This window comes from Lactobacillus johnsonii (assembly GCF_013487865.1).
Lineage (GTDB): Bacteria > Bacillota > Bacilli > Lactobacillales > Lactobacillaceae > Lactobacillus > Lactobacillus johnsonii_A.
Genome location: NZ_CP047409.1, coordinates 1,441,733 through 1,464,057 on the forward strand (window position 1 = coordinate 1,441,733; position 22,325 = coordinate 1,464,057).

At 33.9% G+C, this 22,325-nt stretch carries 21 protein-coding genes and 1 other annotated feature (1 of these 22 cut by a window edge); of the genes, 3 read left to right on the forward strand and 18 right to left on the reverse strand.

What is annotated here, in order from left to right; all coding sequences use genetic code 11:
- Window positions 1–74: 74 nt before the first annotated feature.
- The 4 genes from GTO82_RS06850 to GTO82_RS06865 all read right to left on the reverse strand — a co-directional run bounded on the left by GTO82_RS06850 (window position 75) and on the right by GTO82_RS06865 (window position 4,686).
- Window positions 75–1,238 carry a hydroxymethylglutaryl-CoA synthase gene (locus GTO82_RS06850; protein ID WP_011162307.1) on the reverse strand — a complete coding sequence of 388 codons (1,164 nt, stop codon included), beginning with the start codon at window positions 1,236–1,238 and terminating at the stop codon, window positions 75–77.
- Between the two features lies 1 nt (window position 1,239).
- Complete coding sequence (locus tag GTO82_RS06855; RefSeq protein WP_180872993.1) at window positions 1,240–2,475, reverse strand: hydroxymethylglutaryl-CoA reductase, degradative; 1,236 nt, start codon at window positions 2,473–2,475, stop codon at window positions 1,240–1,242.
- Complete coding sequence (locus tag GTO82_RS06860) at window positions 2,453–3,619, reverse strand: thiolase family protein (protein ID WP_180872994.1); 1,167 nt, start codon at window positions 3,617–3,619, stop codon at window positions 2,453–2,455. Before GTO82_RS06860 ends, GTO82_RS06855 begins: the two co-directional genes overlap by 23 nt.
- A gap of 122 nt (window positions 3,620–3,741) precedes the next feature.
- Entirely contained in the window at window positions 3,742–4,686 is a 945-nt protein-coding gene (locus GTO82_RS06865) for an alpha/beta hydrolase (protein ID WP_180872995.1), read from the reverse strand.
- Window positions 4,687–4,761: 75 nt separating this feature from the next.
- Between GTO82_RS06865 and GTO82_RS06870 the strand changes: the two genes are divergently transcribed.
- Window positions 4,762–5,058, forward strand: coding sequence for a hypothetical protein (locus tag GTO82_RS06870; protein ID WP_180872996.1), 297 nt, complete (start codon window positions 4,762–4,764; stop codon window positions 5,056–5,058).
- 41 nt (window positions 5,059–5,099) lie between these two features.
- Here the strand turns inward: GTO82_RS06870 and GTO82_RS06875 are convergent, their stop codons facing one another.
- The 4 genes from GTO82_RS06875 to miaA all read right to left on the reverse strand — a co-directional run bounded on the left by GTO82_RS06875 (window position 5,100) and on the right by miaA (window position 9,685).
- Complete coding sequence (locus GTO82_RS06875; protein ID WP_180872997.1) at window positions 5,100–5,912, reverse strand: Cof-type HAD-IIB family hydrolase; 813 nt, start codon at window positions 5,910–5,912, stop codon at window positions 5,100–5,102.
- A gap of 12 nt (window positions 5,913–5,924) precedes the next feature.
- Window positions 5,925–7,094, reverse strand: a complete 1,170-nt coding sequence (locus GTO82_RS06880) for an MFS transporter (RefSeq protein WP_180872998.1) — start codon at window positions 7,092–7,094, stop codon at window positions 5,925–5,927.
- 128 nt (window positions 7,095–7,222) lie between these two features.
- Window positions 7,223–8,560: a glutamine synthetase family protein gene (locus GTO82_RS06885; RefSeq protein ID WP_004897767.1), complete on the reverse strand. Its 1,338-nt coding sequence runs from the start codon at window positions 8,558–8,560 to the stop codon at window positions 7,223–7,225.
- 204 nt (window positions 8,561–8,764) lie between these two features.
- Window positions 8,765–9,685: a tRNA (adenosine(37)-N6)-dimethylallyltransferase MiaA gene (miaA, locus tag GTO82_RS06890; RefSeq protein ID WP_061400709.1), complete on the reverse strand. Its 921-nt coding sequence runs from the start codon at window positions 9,683–9,685 to the stop codon at window positions 8,765–8,767.
- Window positions 9,686–9,825: 140 nt separating this feature from the next.
- Between miaA and GTO82_RS06895 the strand changes: the two genes are divergently transcribed.
- Window positions 9,826–10,005, forward strand: a complete 180-nt coding sequence (locus tag GTO82_RS06895) for a DUF3042 family protein (RefSeq protein ID WP_004897769.1) — start codon at window positions 9,826–9,828, stop codon at window positions 10,003–10,005.
- Window positions 10,006–10,051: 46 nt separating this feature from the next.
- On the opposite strand, the gene GTO82_RS06900 is transcribed toward GTO82_RS06895, so the two are convergent.
- The 6 genes from GTO82_RS06900 to GTO82_RS06925 all read right to left on the reverse strand — a co-directional run bounded on the left by GTO82_RS06900 (window position 10,052) and on the right by GTO82_RS06925 (window position 14,354).
- Window positions 10,052–10,450, reverse strand: coding sequence for a rhodanese-like domain-containing protein (locus GTO82_RS06900; RefSeq protein WP_004897770.1), 399 nt, complete (start codon window positions 10,448–10,450; stop codon window positions 10,052–10,054).
- A 35-nt stretch (window positions 10,451–10,485) separates the two neighbouring features.
- Window positions 10,486–10,716, reverse strand: coding sequence for a YqgQ family protein (locus tag GTO82_RS06905; protein WP_004893755.1), 231 nt, complete (start codon window positions 10,714–10,716; stop codon window positions 10,486–10,488).
- A gap of 2 nt (window positions 10,717–10,718) precedes the next feature.
- Window positions 10,719–11,405: a rhomboid family intramembrane serine protease gene (locus GTO82_RS06910; RefSeq protein WP_180872999.1), complete on the reverse strand. Its 687-nt coding sequence runs from the start codon at window positions 11,403–11,405 to the stop codon at window positions 10,719–10,721.
- 15 nt (window positions 11,406–11,420) lie between these two features.
- A complete protein-coding gene (locus GTO82_RS06915; protein ID WP_180873000.1) occupies window positions 11,421–11,978 on the reverse strand; it encodes a 5-formyltetrahydrofolate cyclo-ligase in 558 nt (185 codons plus the stop codon).
- 54 nt (window positions 11,979–12,032) lie between these two features.
- Window positions 12,033–12,182, reverse strand: coding sequence for a 50S ribosomal protein L33 (gene rpmG, locus GTO82_RS06920; protein ID WP_003646937.1), 150 nt, complete (start codon window positions 12,180–12,182; stop codon window positions 12,033–12,035).
- A gap of 72 nt (window positions 12,183–12,254) precedes the next feature.
- Window positions 12,255–14,354 (reverse strand): peptidoglycan D,D-transpeptidase FtsI family protein, encoded by a 2,100-nt coding sequence (locus tag GTO82_RS06925; RefSeq protein ID WP_180873001.1) that lies wholly within the window; start codon window positions 14,352–14,354, stop codon window positions 12,255–12,257.
- Between the two features lie 115 nt (window positions 14,355–14,469).
- Here GTO82_RS06925 and GTO82_RS06930 point away from each other — a divergent pair, with 115 nt between their 5' ends.
- Window positions 14,470–17,046, forward strand: coding sequence for a YfhO family protein (locus GTO82_RS06930; RefSeq protein ID WP_180873002.1), 2,577 nt, complete (start codon window positions 14,470–14,472; stop codon window positions 17,044–17,046).
- Between the two features lie 50 nt (window positions 17,047–17,096).
- On the opposite strand, the gene greA is transcribed toward GTO82_RS06930, so the two are convergent.
- The 4 genes from greA to pheS form a co-directional block, all read right to left on the reverse strand.
- Complete coding sequence (gene greA, locus GTO82_RS06935) at window positions 17,097–17,579, reverse strand: transcription elongation factor GreA (RefSeq protein WP_003646934.1); 483 nt, start codon at window positions 17,577–17,579, stop codon at window positions 17,097–17,099.
- 80 nt (window positions 17,580–17,659) lie between these two features.
- The gene (gene mltG, locus GTO82_RS06940; protein ID WP_069168610.1) at window positions 17,660–18,754 is read right to left on the reverse strand and encodes an endolytic transglycosylase MltG; all 1,095 of its coding nucleotides are present in this window, start codon (window positions 18,752–18,754) and stop codon (window positions 17,660–17,662) included.
- A 63-nt stretch (window positions 18,755–18,817) separates the two neighbouring features.
- Entirely contained in the window at window positions 18,818–21,232 is a 2,415-nt protein-coding gene (gene pheT, locus GTO82_RS06945) for a phenylalanine--tRNA ligase subunit beta (RefSeq protein WP_086875078.1), read from the reverse strand.
- The gene (gene pheS, locus GTO82_RS06950; protein ID WP_180873003.1) at window positions 21,232–22,281 is read right to left on the reverse strand and encodes a phenylalanine--tRNA ligase subunit alpha; all 1,050 of its coding nucleotides are present in this window, start codon (window positions 22,279–22,281) and stop codon (window positions 21,232–21,234) included. The genes pheT and pheS overlap by 1 nt, the downstream gene beginning before the upstream one ends.
- Before the next feature lie 34 nt (window positions 22,282–22,315).
- Window positions 22,316–22,325: a binding site (T-box leader), on the reverse strand (it continues 199 nt past the right edge of the window).

Sequence of the window (22,325 nt, forward strand, 5' to 3'; positions counted from 1 at the left end):
AGATAAAAACTATTTACAATATTATTCTACCTCTCCACACATCTTATTATAACAACTATGTAAGCGAATACAAGTTATTTAACTTGATATTGGCGGATATCATTACGAATACCAGCAAAATAATATCTACCAGTTTCTTCATCACTGATAAGTTCAACATTGTTTTCTGGATCTTCCAAACCTGCAGAAAAGATTTCCTCATATTCGGCAACACTAAGCTTGCTTCGATTATCTAATAAAGCTTTATCTCCAACCTTATCAAGTTGTTTTTCATAGCCTTCAACTACATTTGCGGAATAAAATTCAGCCATTGCACCTGAACCATAAGAAAATAGACCGACTAAGTCTCCAGCTTTTAACCTACCATTTTCAAGTAAACTAAGTAGACTCAAGTATAACGATCCAGTGTAAATATTACCTACATTTGCATTCAATTCTTTAGCTGCAGTAAAGCTGTCCATTAACCGGGCATTTGTTTCTTCATCCGTTCCCTCAACAGCTAATCTATTTGCCTTTAATCCCATCTTAGTAAAAGGTAAGTGGTAGACAATAGCAGCAAAATCTTTTGTTTCAAGATTCTTTTGTTCTTTGTAAGCAGAAAAAGTATGTTTGAAAAAGTCTAAGTAAACCTGGGTAGAATACTTTCCATCTACCTTGGCTGTTTTAGAATAGTTAGGGCGCCAGAAATCATTGATATCCTCACTATAAGCACTATGGCCTTCATTTAATTCTAAAATTCTTGGATTACTAGAAATTAATAAACTAACACTTCCAGCTCCTTGAGTAACTTCACCAGCAGTATTAACCCCATAGCGAGCAATATCACTGCCGATAACAATAGCAGTTTGATCAGGATGAAGTCGTACAAAATCTTGGGCAATCATTAAGCCAGCCGTTAAGCCAAAACATGCTTCCTTAACTTCAAAAGCTCTCACAGTAGGATCTAACCCTAATGCCGATTTTACAAATAAAGAGCCAGATTTAGATTGATCCACACTACTTTCAGTACCAAAAATCAAAAGTCCTACTTTTGATTTATCAATCTTATCGATATAGCGTAGAGTTGCATTAATTCCCATTGAAACTGCATCTTGAGTTGGATCTGCAACGCTCATTTTTTTCTGTCCAATCCCAATTAAAAATTTATTTGGATCTTGATTCCTAGCATGGGCTAAATCCACCATATCAACATACTTATTTGGAGTAAAATATCCAATTTGATCAATTCCAACCTTCATCTTATTTTTGATCCTTTCTCATTTCGCTTAAAAATTCAAAAGCTGCTTCTTGAGTATATTTTTTACTTTCCTGCAATTTTTTTAAAACTATTGCTTTTTCACCTTCACTAGCTTTTAAGGTTGCTACTAAATTTCTCGCCTGCAATTTCATATGCCCAGCTTGAATTCCCTTAGTAGAAATTGCTAAAAGAGCTGAAAAGTTATTTGCTAAGCCAGTTGTCGCAATAACTTCTGCTAGTTGCTTGGCAGATATATTACCTAATAAACTAAAGCTTTGTTGAACGTCTCGACGAGCCTTAATTGAGCCACCTACTACACCGATTGCTAAGGGAACTGTTACAGTCCCCACTAGTCTATCTTCTTCAATTTTCCACTTACTCAAAGATGTATAGGCACCATTTTTATTAGCCCAAACAGCAGTTGCTGCTTCAACTCCACGATAATCATTACCAGTTGCAACTAATACACTATCAATACCATTCATAATTCCTTTATTATTAGTCACTGCCCGGTAAATATCAGTTTGTCCTATTTTACTCAATAAAGCTATCTTTTTAGCAACTTTTAATCCTCCTACACTGTCAATTGAAAGACTTACTTTAGCACTAGTCAATTGCGTAGGATAATTAGACAAAATTGCATACAGAGTTTGTTCAATATCTGGCTGCTTCTCTAATTCATTTCCTAAAAATTCTAAAATAGCATTTGTTTTATTAGCTCCCATAGCTTCTGCTGGGTCAACCAAAACTCTAAGAAAAACTAAATTTTCTTTTTGAGAAGCTTCAATTTTACGAACTCCTCCACCATGCTTGACTAAGCTAACGAATTTTTTATTAGCTAAGCTAATTAATTGAGGAAATTCAGTAGTAAACTTAGTTAAATCAAAATTATCAGTTACCTCTAAAACAATTTGACCATATATTCCATTTCGTCTACTATCAGCTACTGCTCCACCATTTTGATTAAAAATTTTAGCTGCATGGTTTGCTGCTGCAACAACCGATGGTTCTTCTACGGCCATTGGTACTTGATAATCTTTCCCGTTAACTATTAACTTAGGAAGCACACCAAGAGGAAGACGGACTTGACCAATTACATTTTCACTAAGTTTATCTAGTCTTTCCAAAGTTTCAGACTCAATCTCACTTAGTTTAATTCCTTTTTCAGTTAAAAAGGCTCTTCTTTCCTCCGGTAACCATTGATAAAATTTCTTTTTAGATGATTCTTCTAATTTCATATGCGATTCCTTGGCCACCGCCAATACATAGAGATACAATTGCTCTTCGACCATTAATTTTACGCAAACTGTTTACTGCACTCATTACTAAGCGCGTACCGGTTGCACCAAGCGGATGTCCTAAACTAATTGCTCCTCCAGCGATATTTAATTTTTCTTTTGGAATATTTAGATCACGGGCTACAGCATATGCTTGAGCTGCAAAGGCCTCATTAATTTCAATTAGATCATAATCCTCAATTGTGCTATTAGTTTTTGTAAGTAATTTTTTAATAGCAAAATATGGTGCGTATCCCATATAAGCAGGATCACAGCCAATTTCTGCATAGGCACCCAAGTATGCTAATGGAGTTAAATTTAATTCATCTAATTTTTGTTGATTAGATAACAACAACATACTTGCGCCATCAGTTAACGGTGAAGAATTGCCGGCCGTAACTCGTCCATTTTCCTTAAATACAGGTTTTAATTGACCTAATGCTTCTAAACTAGAATCTGGTCGAATGGTTTCATCATGATCAAGAATATGACCATCGAGTTCAATTGGTGCATACTCTTCCTCAAACCAGTTGTTCTCTTGGGCTGCATAAGCCTTGGCATGGGAATCACGCGCAAATTCATCCATATCTTGACGCGTAATATGGTATTTATCAGCTACATCCTCAGCCGTAATTCCCATCGGCTTTCTCGAATAAGCATCCCCAATTCCATCTATCATTAAACTATCTTGATATGCTGGATTTTCATCATGCTTTTTACTTTTATCAAGTAAAAGTGGTGCATTTGTCATACTTTCTGCCCCACCTACAATTGAAATTTGAGAATCACCTAGTAGCATTTGACCTTGAGCAAAGCGCACCGCCTTTAAACTTGAGCCACACACATCGTCTACACTAGTCGCTACTATAGATTCAGGCAAACCTGATCTAAGAGCAATTTGGCGGGCAACATTTTGCCCTAGACCAGCGCTTAATACATTTCCCACTAAAATATTATCGATTTCATCTTGTGGAACAATATTCTTTTTCAATAATCCCTTAAGTGCTAACACTCCTAAGTCAACAGCATTTTTATCCTTATAAAATCCGCGGTACTTGCCAAAAGGAATTCGATTCATTCCTACTATATAAACATCCTGTAACACTCTTCCACCTCTTAATAAAAATATTCTATTAACATCATAGCTCACGCCATGCATCAAATGTATAAAGTATAATTTTTTTAATCAATTCTAAAAAAAGATTGCTAACCAATCTTAGCAATCTTTTACATATACTTATTCAAAAACTCATTTACTTTTTCTTGATATTGAATCGGATGAGTTGCAAATGATTTAGCGTGTTTTGCTCCAGGAACAACCCAAATTTCTTTTGGGCCATTTGCTGCCTTATAGTTTTGATAGACCATCTTGGTTGGTACAAAAGTATCTTTAGCACCATGAATAAATAATATTGGCTTTTTATTTTTAGCGACTTGGTTTACGCTACTGGCATCTTTTAAAAAGTAACCTGCTCGAATTCTAGTTATTCCACTTAAAATTTCAACTAAAGGAAAACGAGGAAAAGCTGGAAAATGATATAAGTCTTCTGCTTCGTGTTCTATCTCATCTTTAACATTGGTGTAGCCGCAATCTTCAATATAAGCTTTCACTTGTTTAGGCATTTTTAACCCACTTGACATCATTGTGGTAGCACCACCCATACTTACACCAAAGATAGCAATCTGACTCTTATTTCCATTCCTTTTAATAACCTTCTCAGCCCATTTTTTAACATCTACTTTTTCACGCCAACCATACCCAATATAGTTTCCTTCACTTTGTCCATGACCACGCGCATCCGGTAAAAGAACATTGTAGCCTAGTCTATGAAACATAGCCGCATATGCTCCCATTGTATCTTTATTATTCATAAAACCGTGTAAGACAATAACTGTCTTTTTAGAATTATTTGCTGGAATATAATTTGCATCTAACCTCAAATTATCGTCTGCTGATTTCATAATCCACTTTTGTTTATGCACATTTTGATACCACTTTTTTTCCTTGTACAGTGGATCAGTTTTAACTAGCTTAGTATCATTGTTAATAAAGGATTTATGTCCTGGAACAACAGCAACTTGATAGAAATATAGGCCTACAGCTAAAAAAATACCACAAACTGCTAAAATAGAGATAATAATTACTTTTATTTTTTTATTCTTCATCTTCATTAGAAGACCTCGGTTCTAAAGTATAATCTATATTATCTCTAAAAAAATATAGAAATCAAGAGAGGATAAAGATCTATGTACTTAGATGATTTCTTAATTTTAATTTCTGATCTCCATCCTAATTTCCAATTTTTTTATCAAAATAAAAAAGATGGTGTAATTGACCCAATCAGTAAAATCCAAATCGATGGAGAACGATGCCTTTTATATACTGGGGAAAATGCTAAGACAATTGCTCAAATCAACCATTTACTGGGTAAATTAAAGTCTAACCATCTTCCTATCTATGTATGTCCGAAAAATACAAACGAAAAAAGTAAAATTTTTGGTATCAAAATAAATTTAGTAAAGGGGCAAGTTTATATTTTATAAAGCAATATAAAAGGGTTGTGGAAAATCTACTTTCCACAACCCTACTTTTTATCTAAATATTCATTTAAAACTCTCAAAACTCCGTTGTCATTATTACTCGGAGCCAGATACTTTGCATGTTCTTTTGCAATAGCCATTCCATTTTCCATTGCATAACTATATTTTGCAAAATCAAGCATTGGAATATCATTACCACTATCACCAAAAGCAATCAAATCTTCACCAGTTAATCCAAAATAAGCCAGTAACTTTTTCAATCCAGTTGCCTTATTAATCCCATGTTTAACAGCATCAATCGCTACTGGATTTGAAGCAAAAGTAGTCACAATCTTCCCATATTGCTCATTGAATTTTTTCTCAATCTCTCCAGCTATTTTACTATCATGATGAAAAGTCAATTCAATAAAAATATCATCAGGTAACTCTTGCCAGTCACTAATTTCTACACTTTCTTTAGCGAAATATTGCAAAAATTCCTTATCTTTTGCTGGTGCTTTAGTTCCAATATATGCTGTCTCCCTACCATAGGCCATTGTCGCCATACTTCCATAGGTATGATGAACAAAATTAATTAAATCAATGGTCTGCTTTTTAGTTAATCCTTCAACAGCAACTTCTTTTCCTTCAACAATTAGTCGAGAACCATTGGCAGTTACAAAATCTATGCGATCAATAAATTCAGAAAAGTCATTTTTTAAACGAGCAAATGGACGACCACTAGCTACAATAAATTGAATATTATGTTTTTCTAATTTATTTAAAACATGGGCAAACAAATCATGATCATAGCTTCGTTGATCATTTAAAAATGTTCCATCCATATCAACCGCAACAGCTTTAAAAGGAATAGTCATATTTTCTCCTTACTAACGGTGATTTAAGGCACCATTTAATTTCTTATGATATATAAAGTAAATAATTAAAATAATTGGTACAATAACCAACAAAACTGGGTAAAAATAATCTGGAGCCAAATTTTGAGCAGTCACCCCACCGATCATTGGACCAGAAGCCATTCCTATATCTAGGCCCAAATAAAAAGTCGAACTAGCTAATCCCTGCTCTTCAATTGGAGCTAACATCAAAGCAGTAGACTGATTGACAGAGTAAATAACCCCGTATCCAATCGAAAGCATAATTGCAGCTAATCCCATTAACCAATTATTGACCATAAAAGTAGCAATAATTAAAAATAAAATCATAGCAATTAAACTTAACCAGAACCAAAAGCCAAAACGAATTAAATCAAAATACTTTTTTAAACCAATTCTAATTAATAATAAGGCGATCGCATAAATTACAAAAAAATAACCTACAGCAATTGAAAAATGTTGTCTTTCTACATACACTACAATATCAGCTTGTGTAATAAAATATGGAATCGCAAAAAAAGTAGTTAATAAAGCTATCGGAATAGCATCTTTTTGAATGATTTTAATTTTTCTTTTTTTGTTATTAGTAATTTTAGGCTTAGCATGGTTTCCAACAAATTGAATAGAAACAATCATTAATAGTGCTGCAAGTACAGCGAGCCAAAGAGCTGACTTATAACCAATTATTTTATACAAATTAATAGCGAGTGCTGGGGCCAGAGCCATGGCTAAAGCATTCATCAAACCATAAAATCCCATCGCTTCTCCAACATGACTGCGAGGAACCAGAAATGCTAACCACGTAGTCATACAAACCGTTGCCAGCACAAAACCCGTACCATTAATTAGCCTAAAAATTAAAAGCCAATTTCCTGATGGAGAAAAACAGTAGCCTGCCACCCCAATTAAAATTAATACTCCTCCAATAAAGGACAAACTATACTTTGAAAAACGGTCAGTTAAATTACCAGCGACCGGTCTTAAGAACATTGAAACTACACTCATAATCCCTGTTATCACACCGGCAAATACCGCACTAGCACCTAAACTGATTGCATAGCCATTAATCAAGGGTGTTACAAACATTACTGAGAACATAAAAAAGAAAGACGCGGCCATAACCAGAATAACGTCTTTAGTATAAATTGATTGCTTCTGTTTCAATTTTTTACTCCTATCTAGCATTATCACTTTTAACTTTATCATACTTTGAGTTTAAGCAAAAAAGCCAGTTGAATAAATCAACTGGCTTAGTAGTTTATCTTACTTAATTAATAACCCATGTAACGGTATTAATAACCCATGTAACGGTCTCTTTCCCAATCAGAAACTGATTGAGTGTACTTAGACCATTCAAGGTTCTTAGAATCAATAAAGCTTTGAGTTAAGTGTTCACCTAAAGCTTCTTGAATTAGTGGGTCAGCCTTAAAAGCTTTTACAGCATTATGCAAAGTAGATGGAAGTGGTTTAATGCCTCGCTTAGCTCTTTCTTCTTCAGACATTTCAAAAACATTAGAAGTAATAGGAGCCATTGGCTTCTTAGCCTCTTTAATACCATTTAGTCCAGCAGTTAAACAAGCTGCAAGGAGAAGATATGGATTAGCAGTTGGATCAGCTGAACGCATTTCTAGACGAGTGTTAATTTCTTCAGCATCTGGAATACGAACAAGTGGTGAACGGTTCTTAGAAGCCCAGGAAATATAAACAGGAGCCTCAAAACCAGGAATTAGACGTTTATATGAGTTAACAGTTGGATTACCAATTGCTGTAATTGCACGGGCATGTTCCAAAATTCCATTTAAGAAATAGAGAGCTGTATCTGATAAGTGGAATTCACCATCTTTATCATAGAATACGTTTTTACCATCTTTAAATAAAGACATATTAGTGTGCATTCCGTTTCCAGCTTGACCTTCTACAGGCTTAGCCATAAATGTAGCATACAAACCATGCTTTCTTGCTACTTCACGAACAACCATCTTAAATGTTTGAACACGGTCAGCAGTAGTTAAAGCATCATCAAATCTAAAGTCAATTTCTTGTTGACCATCACCTACTTCGTGGTGAGCAGCTTCAACTTCAAAACCGATACTTTCTAAAGTTTCAACAATATCGCGACGACATCTTGCACCAGCATCGTCAGAAGTCATATCAAAGTATGAAGCATGATCAGGAACTTCAGTAGTCCAGTTACCATCTTCCCCTAACTTAAATAAATGAAATTCTGCTTCAAAACCAATATCAAAATCAGTAAAGCCCATTTCTTTCATTTCTTTAAGAACACGCTTCAAGTTGTTTCTTGGATCACCTTCAAAAGGTTCACCATTTGTCTTGTGAACTGAACATACTAAACGACCGATCTTTCCACCCTTTTCATCTCCCCAAGGCAAAACTGCCCAAGTAGAAAAGTCTGGGTATAAAACCATGTCACTTTCCTCTAGACGAACAAAGCCATCAATTGAAGAACCGTCAAAACGAATATCATTAGTTAAAACTTTATCTAATTGGCTAGTTGGAACTTCAACGGCTTTAGATGTTCCGTTAATATCGGTAAAGGCTAATCTTAGAAAACGAACATCGTTATCTTTAACACTCTTTTTAATATCTTCTGCAGTAATAGTTTTACTCATTGTACACACCTATTCTAAAGAACTATAGTCCAATATTATAATTGGTATAGTCCTTAAAAATCTATTCACTACTTGTGCTTATGCACATTGAATACAATAGCAGACCAAATTGGTCTCGTCAATAAATATTAATATTTCTTTAGCTATATTTTAAACTAATTGTTATAAAGAATACTAATAATACACTATTATAACCATAATTTTTTATTTGTTTAAAAATTCATTTATTTTTCTAAGAGCCTTTTCAGATACTTTTTCATCTTGCAAAGGATCAAGCCAAACAACAGGTAATTGGTGTTTGAAATATGTCAATTGACGTTTAGCATACTTTCGAGAAGCTTGTTTCAGCTTGTTCACACATTCATCTAAAGTCTTTTCTCCAGAAAAATATGGAAAGAATTCTTTATATCCAATAGCTTGAATTACTTGATGTTCACGAGACCTATTTTCATAAACGAACTTTGCTTCTTGTAGTAACCCATGCTCCATCATTTTATCTACGCGCATATTTATTCTCCGATAGACTTCTTCTCGATCACTATTTAATCCAAGAATTAAAGCATCATATCGCGGATTAATCTTTCGTTGTTGTTCACTAAATAATTTACCCGTTCTACTAATTACGGTTAATGCTCTAAGAGTACGACGACTATTTTGCGGCGCTATTTTTTCTGCTGCTGCTGGATCTTTCGCTTGAAGAAGATCCCACAACTTATTTTCTCCATTTTCTTTTAAATATTCTTCCCATTGTGGATCAACGCTTGTTTGATACTCCCCTGGTTCACCAAGTTGAAGCTGGTTGACCAAGGCATTAATATAAAATCCGGTTCCCCCCACAACCAATGGAATGGCTCCATCAGCAACAATTTTATCTACTGCTTTGGTACCTTCAGCAACAAAATCTTTAACAGAATATTCTTCAAAAATTGAACGTTGATTAATTAAATAGTGTTTTACTCGTTTTAGTTCTTCATCTGTTGGCTTAGCGGTACCGATACTTACCTCTTGATAGATTTGCATTGAATCACCAGAAATAATTTCTGCATTAATTTTTGGAGCTAAATCTAACGCTAGGTCTGTTTTTCCGATCCCGGTTGGGCCAATTAGTACAATAATTTTTTGCATATAAAATCCTCTTATTTTCTTGGTATCAATTCTAACAAAAATCTCCTCTTTCTTCAGAGTTAATATAGCAAAAGGCTTTATTGAATTAAGAATTATTGCTAAAATTTGAGGTGATAAATAATTTCTAGGGAGGCATTTGTATGGCAAAGAAATTTGGTGCCGGTGTTGTAACTGGTGTTTTAGCAACTGTTGGTGCACTTGCAGCAGGACTTGCTACTTACAAGAAAAAGGTAGTAGAACCTGAGCAAAAAGAAGCTGACAGAATCGAACAAAATAGAATTAAAGCCAACAGAAAGAGCTACTCAGCTCACCAAGGCTAAATAAAAAAGAGAGATTAATCCCTGTAAAAAGGTGTTGATCTCTCTTTTAATATTTAGAGGCCTTAGTTTGACCATCCCATTTTTCAAAACCGTCTTTTAGCCAGTATACCTTTTCATACCCCTTCTTTTGTAAAAAGCGTGCTGCTCTTACTGTCAAGGCATTTGAATCAGAATAAAGATAAACTGGTAAATCTGGACGAATTTCTTGATATTGATATTTGAACATTGTATAAGGAATATTACGTGCTCCTAAAATATGTTCTTTTTTAAAAGGTCCTTTTTCACGCACATCAATAATTTGTGCTTTTCGCTTTCCCTTTTCAAATTCTTCATTAGTTAATGCACCACCGACTCTTTTGGATTGGATCCATGTCCAAAGCCAACTCAAAGCAAAGGCCAAAATAATGATGATTAAGATAATGTTGATAATCCCAAAAATATTCATTAATTACTTACCCCTATATAAGAATTTCTATAGTACTATGATAATCCATTACTATCTTTTGCGCTAGTTTCCTTTTCTTCTTCAATTTCATGTTCGTGACTTAAAATCAATTTTGCATTCATGTATTCTTTCTTAGAAACTACACCTGCATGATATAAATTATCCAGTTCAATTCCCATTAGTTCTATGTCCCACTTACGTTTACCAACATAAACGATAATATTAAACTTTTTTAATAGCTTTTGAACATCATGTAAATTTTTCATTATTAATTATTAATCACTATTCCCTGATGTAAACAGAAGACAACATAAATAATTATTACTACTGCTGCGATAACTCTTAACTTGTGATGATATTGTCTCAAATGGGCACTACCAAAAATTATTCCTAAAAGAAAACCAGATATTAATCCACTGAGATGGCCTAAGATGTCAATATGACTTGCAAATAAATCAAGCGCTAAGTTAATGATAGCTAATGCTAAAGCTTGTCTTCCTAAATAATTAATTGCCGGAATTGCTCGATTGGCTAAATAAAGAGCAATTACTACACCAAAAAGTCCAAATAAAGCTGTAGAAGCCCCGGCACTAACTACCGAATCGCTCCCATATGCATAACTTAACAGATTTCCACCAATCCCGGACAATAAATAAACTGTTAAGAATCGCCAGTGACCTAAAAGTGGTTCCATAAATTGACCCATGTAATAAATCATTACTGCATTAGATGCGATATGTAACCAGCCGATATGTAAAAATTGCGCTGTAAACAGACGCCACCATTGATGTTCAACAGTAACAAGTTGATTATTCATTGCCCCAAGGCGAACTAGAGTATTAATATTAGTCGAGCCACCCATTATTGTTTCGATTATGAAAACAACAAAGAGTACAATTAAAATCGCATTTGTAACAAAAGTGCTAGAAAATCGATTAGTATTCAACTTTTGCATTATCCATCATCCCCTTCATTTACTTAAAATAAGATTTTCTATTGGAATATCATGATCCTCAATTTTCCATTTTGTTTGATCAAAAGCCTGAACGGAATTAACTAGACTAACGGTTTGAGTAGGATATTTCTTTAAAAAGCGATCATAATATCCACCACCAAAACCAAGCCGACTATTTTTATCTAATCCATAAGCTAATCCGGGTACAATTATTAAATCTAAATCATTTTTTACCTCAGCTTTTGGATCGTGATTTTCTAAAACTCCAAACTTAGTTTTTTCTAGAAAAGTGTTTTTATTATAAAGTGTAAATTCCATCTTTCTATTTGGTAAACACCGTGGAATATATACTTTCTTTTTTATTTTCCATAAAGTAGCAATAATTGGGGCTGTATCGACTTCTAGAGCCATTGAAATAGAAATACCAACATTCTCTACTTGATGTAATAATCGGCTTTTAAGTAGCTTTTCTTTTAAGATTTCATCTTCTAATTGTTTTTGCTGAGTTTTTCCAAATTCAGTCAGTTTTCTTATTTGTAAATTTCGTAAATCTTTTTTATTAATTAAATTCATTAAATAAAATATTATTAGATACAAAAAAACAACAGGAATTGCCTGTTGCTTTGATTACTTAGTTTCGCGGTGAAGTGTTACCTTTCTTTCAACTGGGCAATACTTCTTTAAAGCTAAACGTTCCGGATGCTTACGCTTATTCTTTTCAGATAAGTAACTTCTATCGCCACATTCGGTGCATTCAAGGATAATATGTTCTGCCATGTTTTCCACCACCTACTTATTTAGTTAACTGTTAAACTATACCATGTTTTCCGTACTTTTACCAGTACTTTTCTATTTATTAAGTTTGAAGTAGTCTTCAACCATTGCCTTTGCCACTTGCAAAGTATATGAACCTTCTTTATCTGGGGCCAGTCCTGGGAAGACCACAGCTACAGCGATTTCAGGATCTTTTGATGGGGCATAACCAACAAAAGTAGCGTTAATAACTTCTGGCGCATTCGGATTACCTGGGTTATCTTCATCATAATAAAAAGTCTGAGCAGTACCAGTTTTACCAGAAATCGAAGGCTTAACGTTCTTTAATGAATGGGCTGTCCCCCATGAATTAGTACCATGAACAACACGATACATCCCTTGATGAATAACATCAAGTTGATCCTGCGTCCAAGGAATACGCATCTGAACCTGTGGCTTAGTGTTATGAAGAATTGATACTTTATTACCTTGCGAATTAGTCTCACCAACTGATTGAACTAAATATGGGCGCATACGATATCCACCATTAGCAATAGTTGAAATATATTGTACTAATTGAATTGGCGTATAAGCATCATAGTTTCCGTAAGACAAGTCAAGAACAGAACCTGTAAGCAATTGACCAGCTGAGTTATATGAGCGACCTTGAATACCTGAAACTTCTCCAGGAAGGTCTACACCAGTTTTTTGACCCAAACCAAACATTGCAAAATTACGTCTCAATTTAGTAAATGCATCTGAAGGCATTGAGATAAAACTATGTGGAGTATATTTAGCATTTACCCATCTTAAAGCTAATTGCATCATGTAAATGTTACTTGATACTTCAAGAGCTGTTGGGGCATCAAGACTACCAAATGTACCAACTGGGTAAACAGATTTCTTAATTGGAGAACCTGGCAAGTAAATTGGCGTATCGGGCATTACGTTGTTAGTTGGTGTAATAACACCATTCATTAATCCACCCGCAACAGTTGCCCCTTTGACTGCAGACCCCATAACAAAGGATTTATTAATTACACCTAACGCATCATCAGTATCTTTATTAGTCTTTGCATTATGATCAATACCTGCAATCGCTAAAAGTGCTCCAGTCTTTGGATTCATCGCTACTGCATAGGCACCATTAGAATACTGCGTAGCACCTGCAGCTTTAGCAGCCGCATATTGCTTCTTCAGTGCATCTTCTACTTGTTGTTGATATTTAGCATTCATTGTCAAAATCAAACTGGCACCACTTTGTCCTTTATAGACAGTCTTAGTTTGTTCAACACCATCTCCGGACTTAGTAACTACCTGTGACTTAGACTTAGTTCCTTTCAGAAGCGGCTCATACTTTTCTTCTAAGTAACTTGTACCTACACGGTCATTTCGTGAGTAACCTTGTGTTAAGTAGTACTGCAAGTTATCACTTGGTAAACCAGCTTTTTCTGAAGAAACGGAACCAATGATACTTTTAATGGATTTTCCATTTGGATAGCTTCTGGACCAGTCAGTTCCAATACCTACACCTGGCAATTCAGATAGGTGCTCTCCAACTAATGCCATTTCTCTATCAGTTAGACCTTTATTTTTAATATAGATAGTAGATAAAGTGTATGCTCCAGAAATCTTATTAAAAATTAAAGCAGCTGTTTTTTGACGTTTAGTAAAATGGATATCTTGCTTTTCAACACGTTTTAAGACATTGTTATAGATTTGACTTGAACTTAAAGCATCCCCATTACTGTCATAACGTTCAGATCGAGGCAGCTTAGCTGTTTCTTTTTCTGATATTTTACTGTTAGCTAAATAATAATCATAAAGCTGTCTTTGGGTAGGTTCTTCATCATCAAGTGTTATATATTGACTTAAGCGATTAGAAATTTTATATATTTGACTAGACGTAATGCTAGAATTTTTGGTATAAGTAATTGCGTTATTAGCTTTATTACCTACCAAAACTTTACCGCTGCTATCATACATCACACCACGTGGTACATTATTTGATACAATCTTTTGGTCGGTTTGCTGTACCTCTGCTTGAAAACGTCCACCGTAGAAAAGCTGTAAGTAGGCCAATTGACCAATTAATAATAAAAATAAAACTAAAATGACGCCCAAAATAATTTTCATTCTTAGGGGCGTCGAAGTGGAATTTCTATTCGAACCTTTACTCTGTTTTAAATAATTCAAAATTCTAACCTCACTAAACTAGAATTGATTTTAGCAAAAAATGCATCTAAATTCTATTTTTCTCCCAGTGAAAATCGCAATAATTATATATTCTTAAGAAGTAGGGTATTTATCAATGATTATCAACAAAATTAAAACATATTTTAAAAATAAATATCTATATTGGCTTTCTTTTTTACTGCCTACTTGTATCTTTGCAAGCTATTTTCTATATCGAGGCCAGGAAATTTTAACCGTTGATCTAGGTCAACAATATATTGACTTTCTTTCTTTTTATAAAAATAATCTACTCTCTAATCCTTTAAACTTTATTTTTACATTCAGTAATGGTCTAGGGAGTTCGTTTATTGGAACTAGTGCCTATTATTTAAATAGTCCCTTTAATTTTCTACTATTACTTTTTTCAAATTCATCTTTACCAATAGCTATTCTTTTAATTATTAGTCTAAAAGTCGGCGCTATTGGTTTAAGTAGCTTCTTTTATTTTCAGAAATTTTTCAAGGGTGATAATAAAATTTTCGCTTTAGCCGCTAGTCTTGCTTTTGCACTGAGCGGTTTTGTTGTTAGCTATAATTTAAATCTCATGTGGCTCGACAGTCTAATTTTATTACCTCTTTTACTAGACGCAATTGATAAATTATTTGAACAAAAGAAACACTATTTTTATCTTACCACGATCACTTTCTTACTATGGTTAACTAATTTTTATACTGGTTTCATGGTGCTATTTTTTGGCTTACTTTATTTTATTACTGCTCTAATTAATCATTCTTTCTCAAGCAAAATTATTTTCCACTATTTCACTAAGAGTCTCTTAGGCACTACCCTAGGCGCCTTTGTATTATTACCAGCCTTTTTTGAAATATTAAATGGAAAAATTAACTCCGACACTACCCTTTCGCTAGGTTTTCAGTTTGCACCATATCAAGCTCTTGATAAATTAGTAATTGGCGCATTTAATTTTACTGAGATGGAAAAAGGACTACCTAACATTTTTCTAACTAGTATTTTTACTCTATTGTGCCTCCTTTACTTTATCAATCAACATTTTTCCCTAAAAGAAAAATTTACATCAGCTATTTTACTATTATTTCTATTCCTATCTTTTAGCTTTAACCCACTAGTTCTGTTATGGCATTTAGGCCAATATCCTGTTTGGTATCCAGCACGCTTTAGCTTTATCTTTTCTTTCTATGCAATCTATCTGGGTGCTCAAGTTCTCGCACATACACACAAATTTAATCTTACGAGCAAAATAGCTAGTCTGCTTTTAGTAATTAGCTTAAGTATCTTTCTTTTATTAAGTATCCATCAAAAAGAATTTTTGAGCCAAACTAATATTATTCTTACCATCCTTTTTCTTTTATGTAGTTTACTCATAATTTTATTTTTTAACTATAAGTGGATCCCAGTAATCTTTTTCGGAATAGTAGGACTAGAAGTAAGTATTAATCTGCTAGCAAGTTTAGATAATATCTCTTATCAAAAAAATTTTGATTATGCTAATTTCACTAGTAATGTTTCTCAAACTACAACCTATTTACATAAATATGACTCTGGCTTATATCGCACAGAAAAGACATTTACTCGTTCCGATGATGACCCATTCAGTAATAATTATTATGGGGTTAGCAACTTTAATTCTATTTCTGATCGTGCAGCTATTAATTTAGTAGATTATCTTGGGCTAGAAAACAATGATAATTCTTTTACCAATAATTTCGCTACGCCCTTATCCGATAGTCTTTTAGGCATCAAGTATAATATTGTTCCCATTAAGAATAGGCGTAATTTACCTAAAAAAGAACAAGTTGTATTTACGAGTGCTTTTTATCGACCAGATTTAGTTACAAATACAGTCGTTAAAAGTTTTAAACAATTACAAATTAGAAAAAATTCATCTGCTTTACCACTTATTTTTATTTCAAATACCCATCAGAAAATCACCTTCTATAATAATATGCCTGCTACAAATCAAAATAATCTCTTTAGCAGCATCGTCGGTCAAAAACTTAATCTTTTCAATAGTTTATATCTAACAAATCCAAGTAAACTAAAAAACACTAAGCATAGTAAGAATATCAATGAATATAAAAAAATTAATAAAAATAAAACTGCTACCATAACCTTTAATATTTCCTCATTTGAAAAGGGAGCTTATTACCTCGAGCTTCCCTCAAACTTAACTACTAATGTCACTTCTATTATTGTTAATAATCATCAACTTAATAATGATGACTTGGGAATTTCAAGTAAATTACTAAATATTGGCTATTATTCAACAAATACTCCCATTAAAATTGTTTTCACTCTAAACACTGAAAATATCAATTTAAATGGTATTAGAGTTCTCCAATTTAGAGAAAATGAATTTAACGAAATTATACGTAAATTTAATCAAAAACAACCAATAACCGATCAAACAAGTCCTATTTCTTTAACTCTTGATTACACTGCACCAAAAAATGAAACTTTAAATTCTACCATTCCTTATTCAAAAAATTGGCTGATTTTTGATAATGGTAAACTTCTGCAAACCCAAAAATTTGCCCAAACATTTTTAAGTGCACCTCTAAAAAAAGGTACCCATCACCTTACTTTAGTTTATGTACCAATTGCTTTCTTAATTGGTCTTATAATTTCGATTATATCAACCATAATTTTATTTATTTTCAAACCAAAAAGGGATTAACTTACTAGCTTTTACGTAAGTTAATCCCTTTTTTAGATAAATTATTTAAATTAGTTCAATGTCTTAACGTCATTGATAGTAACATCAAAAGTTCCACCTGGAGTGTTGATAGTTACTTTTTCGCCTTTCTTTTTACCAAGTAAAGCTTGAGCAATTGGTGAATCATTAGAAATTTTTCCATTAAGCGGATCAGATTCGTCAGATCCAACAATAGTATAGGTTTCTGGATCATCAGTACCTACTTCAGTGTAAGTAACAGTTTTACCAATAGAAACTTCATTAGGATCAACACTATCTGCATCAACAACTTGTGCATACTTAAGCATTTGTTCAATTTGAACAATACGTTGTTCTACAGCACTTTGTTCATCTTTTGCTGCATCATACTCTGAGTTTTCTGATAGGTCACCGAATGATCTAGCAACCTTAATTCGTTCAATAACTTCTGGACGTTTTACTAATTTTAAGTTTTTTAATTCCTTCTGAAGTTTTTCTTTACCTTCAGCAGTCATTGGATAAACTTTTTCTGCCATACTAAAAATTCTCCTTACCTATACTTATTTTTCTTTGCACCAAACAGCTTATGTTTTCTACCTAAAAAAGTCAACCATTTTTACTGGCCTAAACTACTATTTCGTTTCAAATGTTCGTCATAGTTTTCGTTGTAGTAAACCTTACCAGTCTTAAGGTTTGCAACAAAGTAGAGATAGTTAGACTTAATTGGGTTCAATACAGCACTAATTGAATCTAGACTTGGATTGTTAAATGGTCCAGGTCCATATCCTTTATGAACATATAAGTTATATGGTGATCTTACTTTAATATCCTTTAGTGATAAAGAATGTTTATGCTTATTCAATGCATACATTACTGAAATATCTGACTGAAGTGGCATATTAGCTTTAAGTCTGTTAAAGAATACTCCAGCAATCATACGCCTATCTTTAGTTTTAACACCTTCACGTTCTACTAATGAAGCTAAAGTTAAAACTTCCTGTACTGTTAAGTGCTTCTTCTTAATTGAACTGTAGTATGGTTGCAAAACTTGATCAGTCTTATCAACCATTTGGTTAACTAATTCTTTTAAAGAAGCGCCTTGATAAACGTCATATTTCGCTGGAAAGAGATATCCTTCTAAATGATAGCGAACACCCTTACTGTTCATAGAACTAGTTAAAAGTTTAGGATATTGCTTCTCCAAACTCTTCATAAAGCTCTTATCTTTCATTAGCTTTAAGAAATCTTGTCGACTATACTTGGTATTCTTGCTAACTGTAGTAGCAATACTATCAATTGTTTGTCCTTCTTTTATTAGAACATGACCAACAACTGGACGACCACCTCCACCTTGCAATTGGCTCACAATCTCTTTGTTATGCATTGAAGGTGATAAATAAAAATTCCCTGCTTGAAAATTTGTCGCACTATGACTCTTTAACCAAAAGTTGAAAACGGCCGCATTTCTAATAATCTTTTTCTCTTGTAAAATTTGAGCAATTTGACTATTAGTTGCTCCCGCAGGAATATGAACACTAACAACATCTTCATCATGTCGATTGGCTGGTTGAAGTGCGTATCCTACGTAACAGCCTCCAATCAAGACAACTAAAACTAAAATCGCTCCTAGTCCACTAAGGATCCAACGAGTAACCTTTTTAGATGCCTGTTCCTCTAACTCATGATTTTTCTTTTTGTCTTGATTTAGCAAATGCTTTTCCTCCGAAAATCACAAAAATCTAAGACAATTATAGCAAAGCTCCCCAGAAAAGAATTAACGAACTTTAATCTTTAGACTTTCTTTCAGATCTGCTTCAATTTTTTCCATTGCTGTAGCTACAACTTCATCAGTTAATGTGTCTTTTTCATTTAAGAAAGTTAATGAGTAAGAAATTGATTTATGACCTGATTCAATTTGACTTCCGGCATAAACATCGATTACTCGAATATCGTAAAGATATTTGCCTCCATTTAACTTAATTTGAGCTTCAATTTGTGCATTAGTTACATCATTAGGTACTAATAGAGATAAATCTCGCTCAATAGCTGGGAATTTTGGAGCAGCCTTAGCTTTCATCCCTTTATGAAGCATAGAAACAATTGCATCTAAATCAATTTCATAAACATATATCTCACTGCCACGTAATGCTTTGTCAAGTGTAGTAACAGCATGGGCTAACATTCCAATTAGACCAACGTATTGATCATTAATATAAATACCGGCAGTTCTAGTTGGATGCATTCCTTGAACCAGTTCAGCGCGATACTCTACATCTTCATCTTTGATACCAATTGCTCTAAATAAGTTAGTTAATTGGCCCTTTACAAAATAGAAGTCAATCTTTTGGTCTAAATGTTGCCAATTGGCTGCTAAAGTATGTCCTGAATAAAGAGCAGCTAAATGTTCATGTTCATTAAATGTATTATTTTCATGATCATAAACTCTGCCTTGTTCAAATAAAGCTAGTTCTTTTTGCTTACGGGCCATATTATAGCTTGCAGCATCAACCAATCCTGTTATTAGGTTTTCTCTCATAGTTGAACGACTTGAGTTTAATGGCCATTGAACTTCAACTACTGGTTTAGGATCTTTAGTAAATGAAATTGCTTTTTCTGGGGAAGTCAACGAGTAAGAAATTGCTTCCATCAATCCTTGACCTTGAACGATATCCTTAATTCTACGCATAGCAGTTTCTTTTGCTGAGTAACCACCATGAGTTTCAGCTAAAAGTGGTTGAGTAGATTTCAAGTTATCATAACCATAAATTCGGCCAACTTCTTCTACTAAATCTGCTGGAATAGAAATATCCCATCTTCTATTAGGAATGGTAACTACTAACTCATCTTCAGAGCCTGCAACAGTAAAACCTAACTGATCAAAGATCTTTTCCATTTCAGCTCTGCTTAACTCAGTTCCCAATACCTTATTAATATAAGATACAGTGGTTTTAACTACTGAGGGATTTCTTTGAGCATCAGTTGCTTTTATTTCACCTTCATTAACTGTACCATCCGCATCATTACGCAATAACAATGCAGCCATATCCAAGGCTTTTTGAGTATTATCCCAGTTAACACCTTTTTCAAATCGACTTGATGCTTCAGTTCTGTTAGCGTGACGCAATGCAGATTTTCTTACACTAGTTCCATCAAAAACGGCAGATTCTAAGATTACATCAGTAGTATCGTCTTCAACTTCTGAGTTCTTACCACCCATGACACCGGCCATCATAACAGGCTTTTGACCGTCAGTAATGATGATATCGTTTGGATCTAATTCCACTTCTTTATCGTTCAATAATGTAAGCTTTTCATTTTTATTTGCTTTTCTAACTTCTAGTTTACCGTCCTTAAAAGTACGAGCATCATAAGCATGCATTGGTTGACCAGTTAAAAGCATTACATAATTAGTAACATCGACCACATTATTAATCGGACGAATTCCTGCATTCCAAAGGCGTCTTTGCATCCACAATGGACTTTCACCAATTTTTACATTAGAAATTTTTCTTAAGTAAAACTTAGGTGCTAGTTTTTCATCAACTTGTACATCTAATTCATTAGTCCAGTCAGGTCCATCTTCCTTAAGCACTACTGGTTCAACTTTAGGTTTTTCATCAACAATTGCACCAACTTCATAAGCGGCACCTTCCATTGATAAAGTATCAGCACGGTTTGGAGTAATATCAAAATCTAAAATATAGTCATCCATGCCAAGTGCTTTGTATACTTCTTCACCTGGTTTTACATCTGCATCTTTAGGGAAAACAAAAATTCCATCTGCATATTTTGCAGGAACTACCTTATCTTCAAAACCAATTTCTTGAAGTCCGCAAATCATGCCATTTGATTTAATTCCGCGAATTTTACCACGCTTAATTTTTTCATTTCCGGCAATTCTTGCCCCGTGTAAAGCAACAATAACATCTTCACCAGCTGCAACATTAGGAGCACCACAAACAATCTGAATTGGTTCTTCTTCACCAACATCAACTTGGCATTTGTGTAAGTGAGTTCCTTCAATATCCTCACACTCTAAAATGTGTCCAACTACTATTTTTTTTAATCCTTCTGCTGGGTGATCTACAGATGCGATCTCAACACCAGTTCTAGTAATCTTTTCTCCTAAATCTTTAGGATCTTCATCTAAATCAAGAAAATCTTTTAACCAATTATATGAAACAAGCATTAATCTTCCTCCTTACGGAATTGTGCTAAGAAACGTACATCATTAGTATAGAAATCACGAATATCAGAAATGCCGTATTTCAAAATTGCAAAACGATCTAACCCTAAACCAAAGGCAAAACCACTATAGACTGTTGAATCTACACCAGCATTTTCTAAAACATTTGGGTGAACCATACCAGCACCAAGTACTTCGATCCAGCCAGTATACTTACAAATTGGACACCCCTTACCATCACAATTAAAACAAGAAACATCCATTTCAACTGATGGTTCAGTAAATGGGAAGTAAGATGGACGAAGACGAGTCTTGCGATCTTGACCAAAAACGTGCTTGGCAATCATTTCTAGAGTTCCCTTAAGGTCTGACATAGTAACATTTTTATCGATTACTAAGCCTTCCATTTGTTGGAATTGATGAGAGTGAGTTGCATCATCATCATCTCTACGATATACCTTACCTGGACCAACCATCTTTAATGGACCTTTAGAAAAATCATGCTTTTCTAAAACTCTAGCTTGATCTCCTGACGTTTGCGTTCTAAGTAAGTTTTTCTCATCAATATAGAAAGTTGCTTGCATATCACGAGCAGGGTGATCCTTTGGCAAGTTCATCATTTCAAAGACATAGTGATCAGTTTCAATTTCTGGACCTTGAACTACTTCATAACCCATTCCAATAAAGTAGCTTTCTAAATCATCTAAAATAATATTAATAGGATGCTTTGAACCTAAATGTCCCTCACGACCAGGTAAAGTAACATCAATTTTTTCTTCTTCTAATTTTTTGGCAATTAAAGTTTGTAAGAAGTTGTTTTTTGCTTCATCTAATTGCTTTTGAAGAAGATCACGAACTTGATTTACTTCTTGTCCCACTTTAGGTCTATTTTCTGGGGCAATATCTTTCATTGAGTGAAGAATCTGAGTTAATTCACCCTTGCGTCCCATTAATTCTACTCTAATCTTATCAAGCATTTTTTGGTTTTCAGCCTGATTGATTTGATTCAATCCTTCTTCTTTTAACTTATTTATTCTATCGAATAAGTCCATCTCATTTTCCTTTCCAACAAAAAAGCCCCGTCCCAAAAGGGACG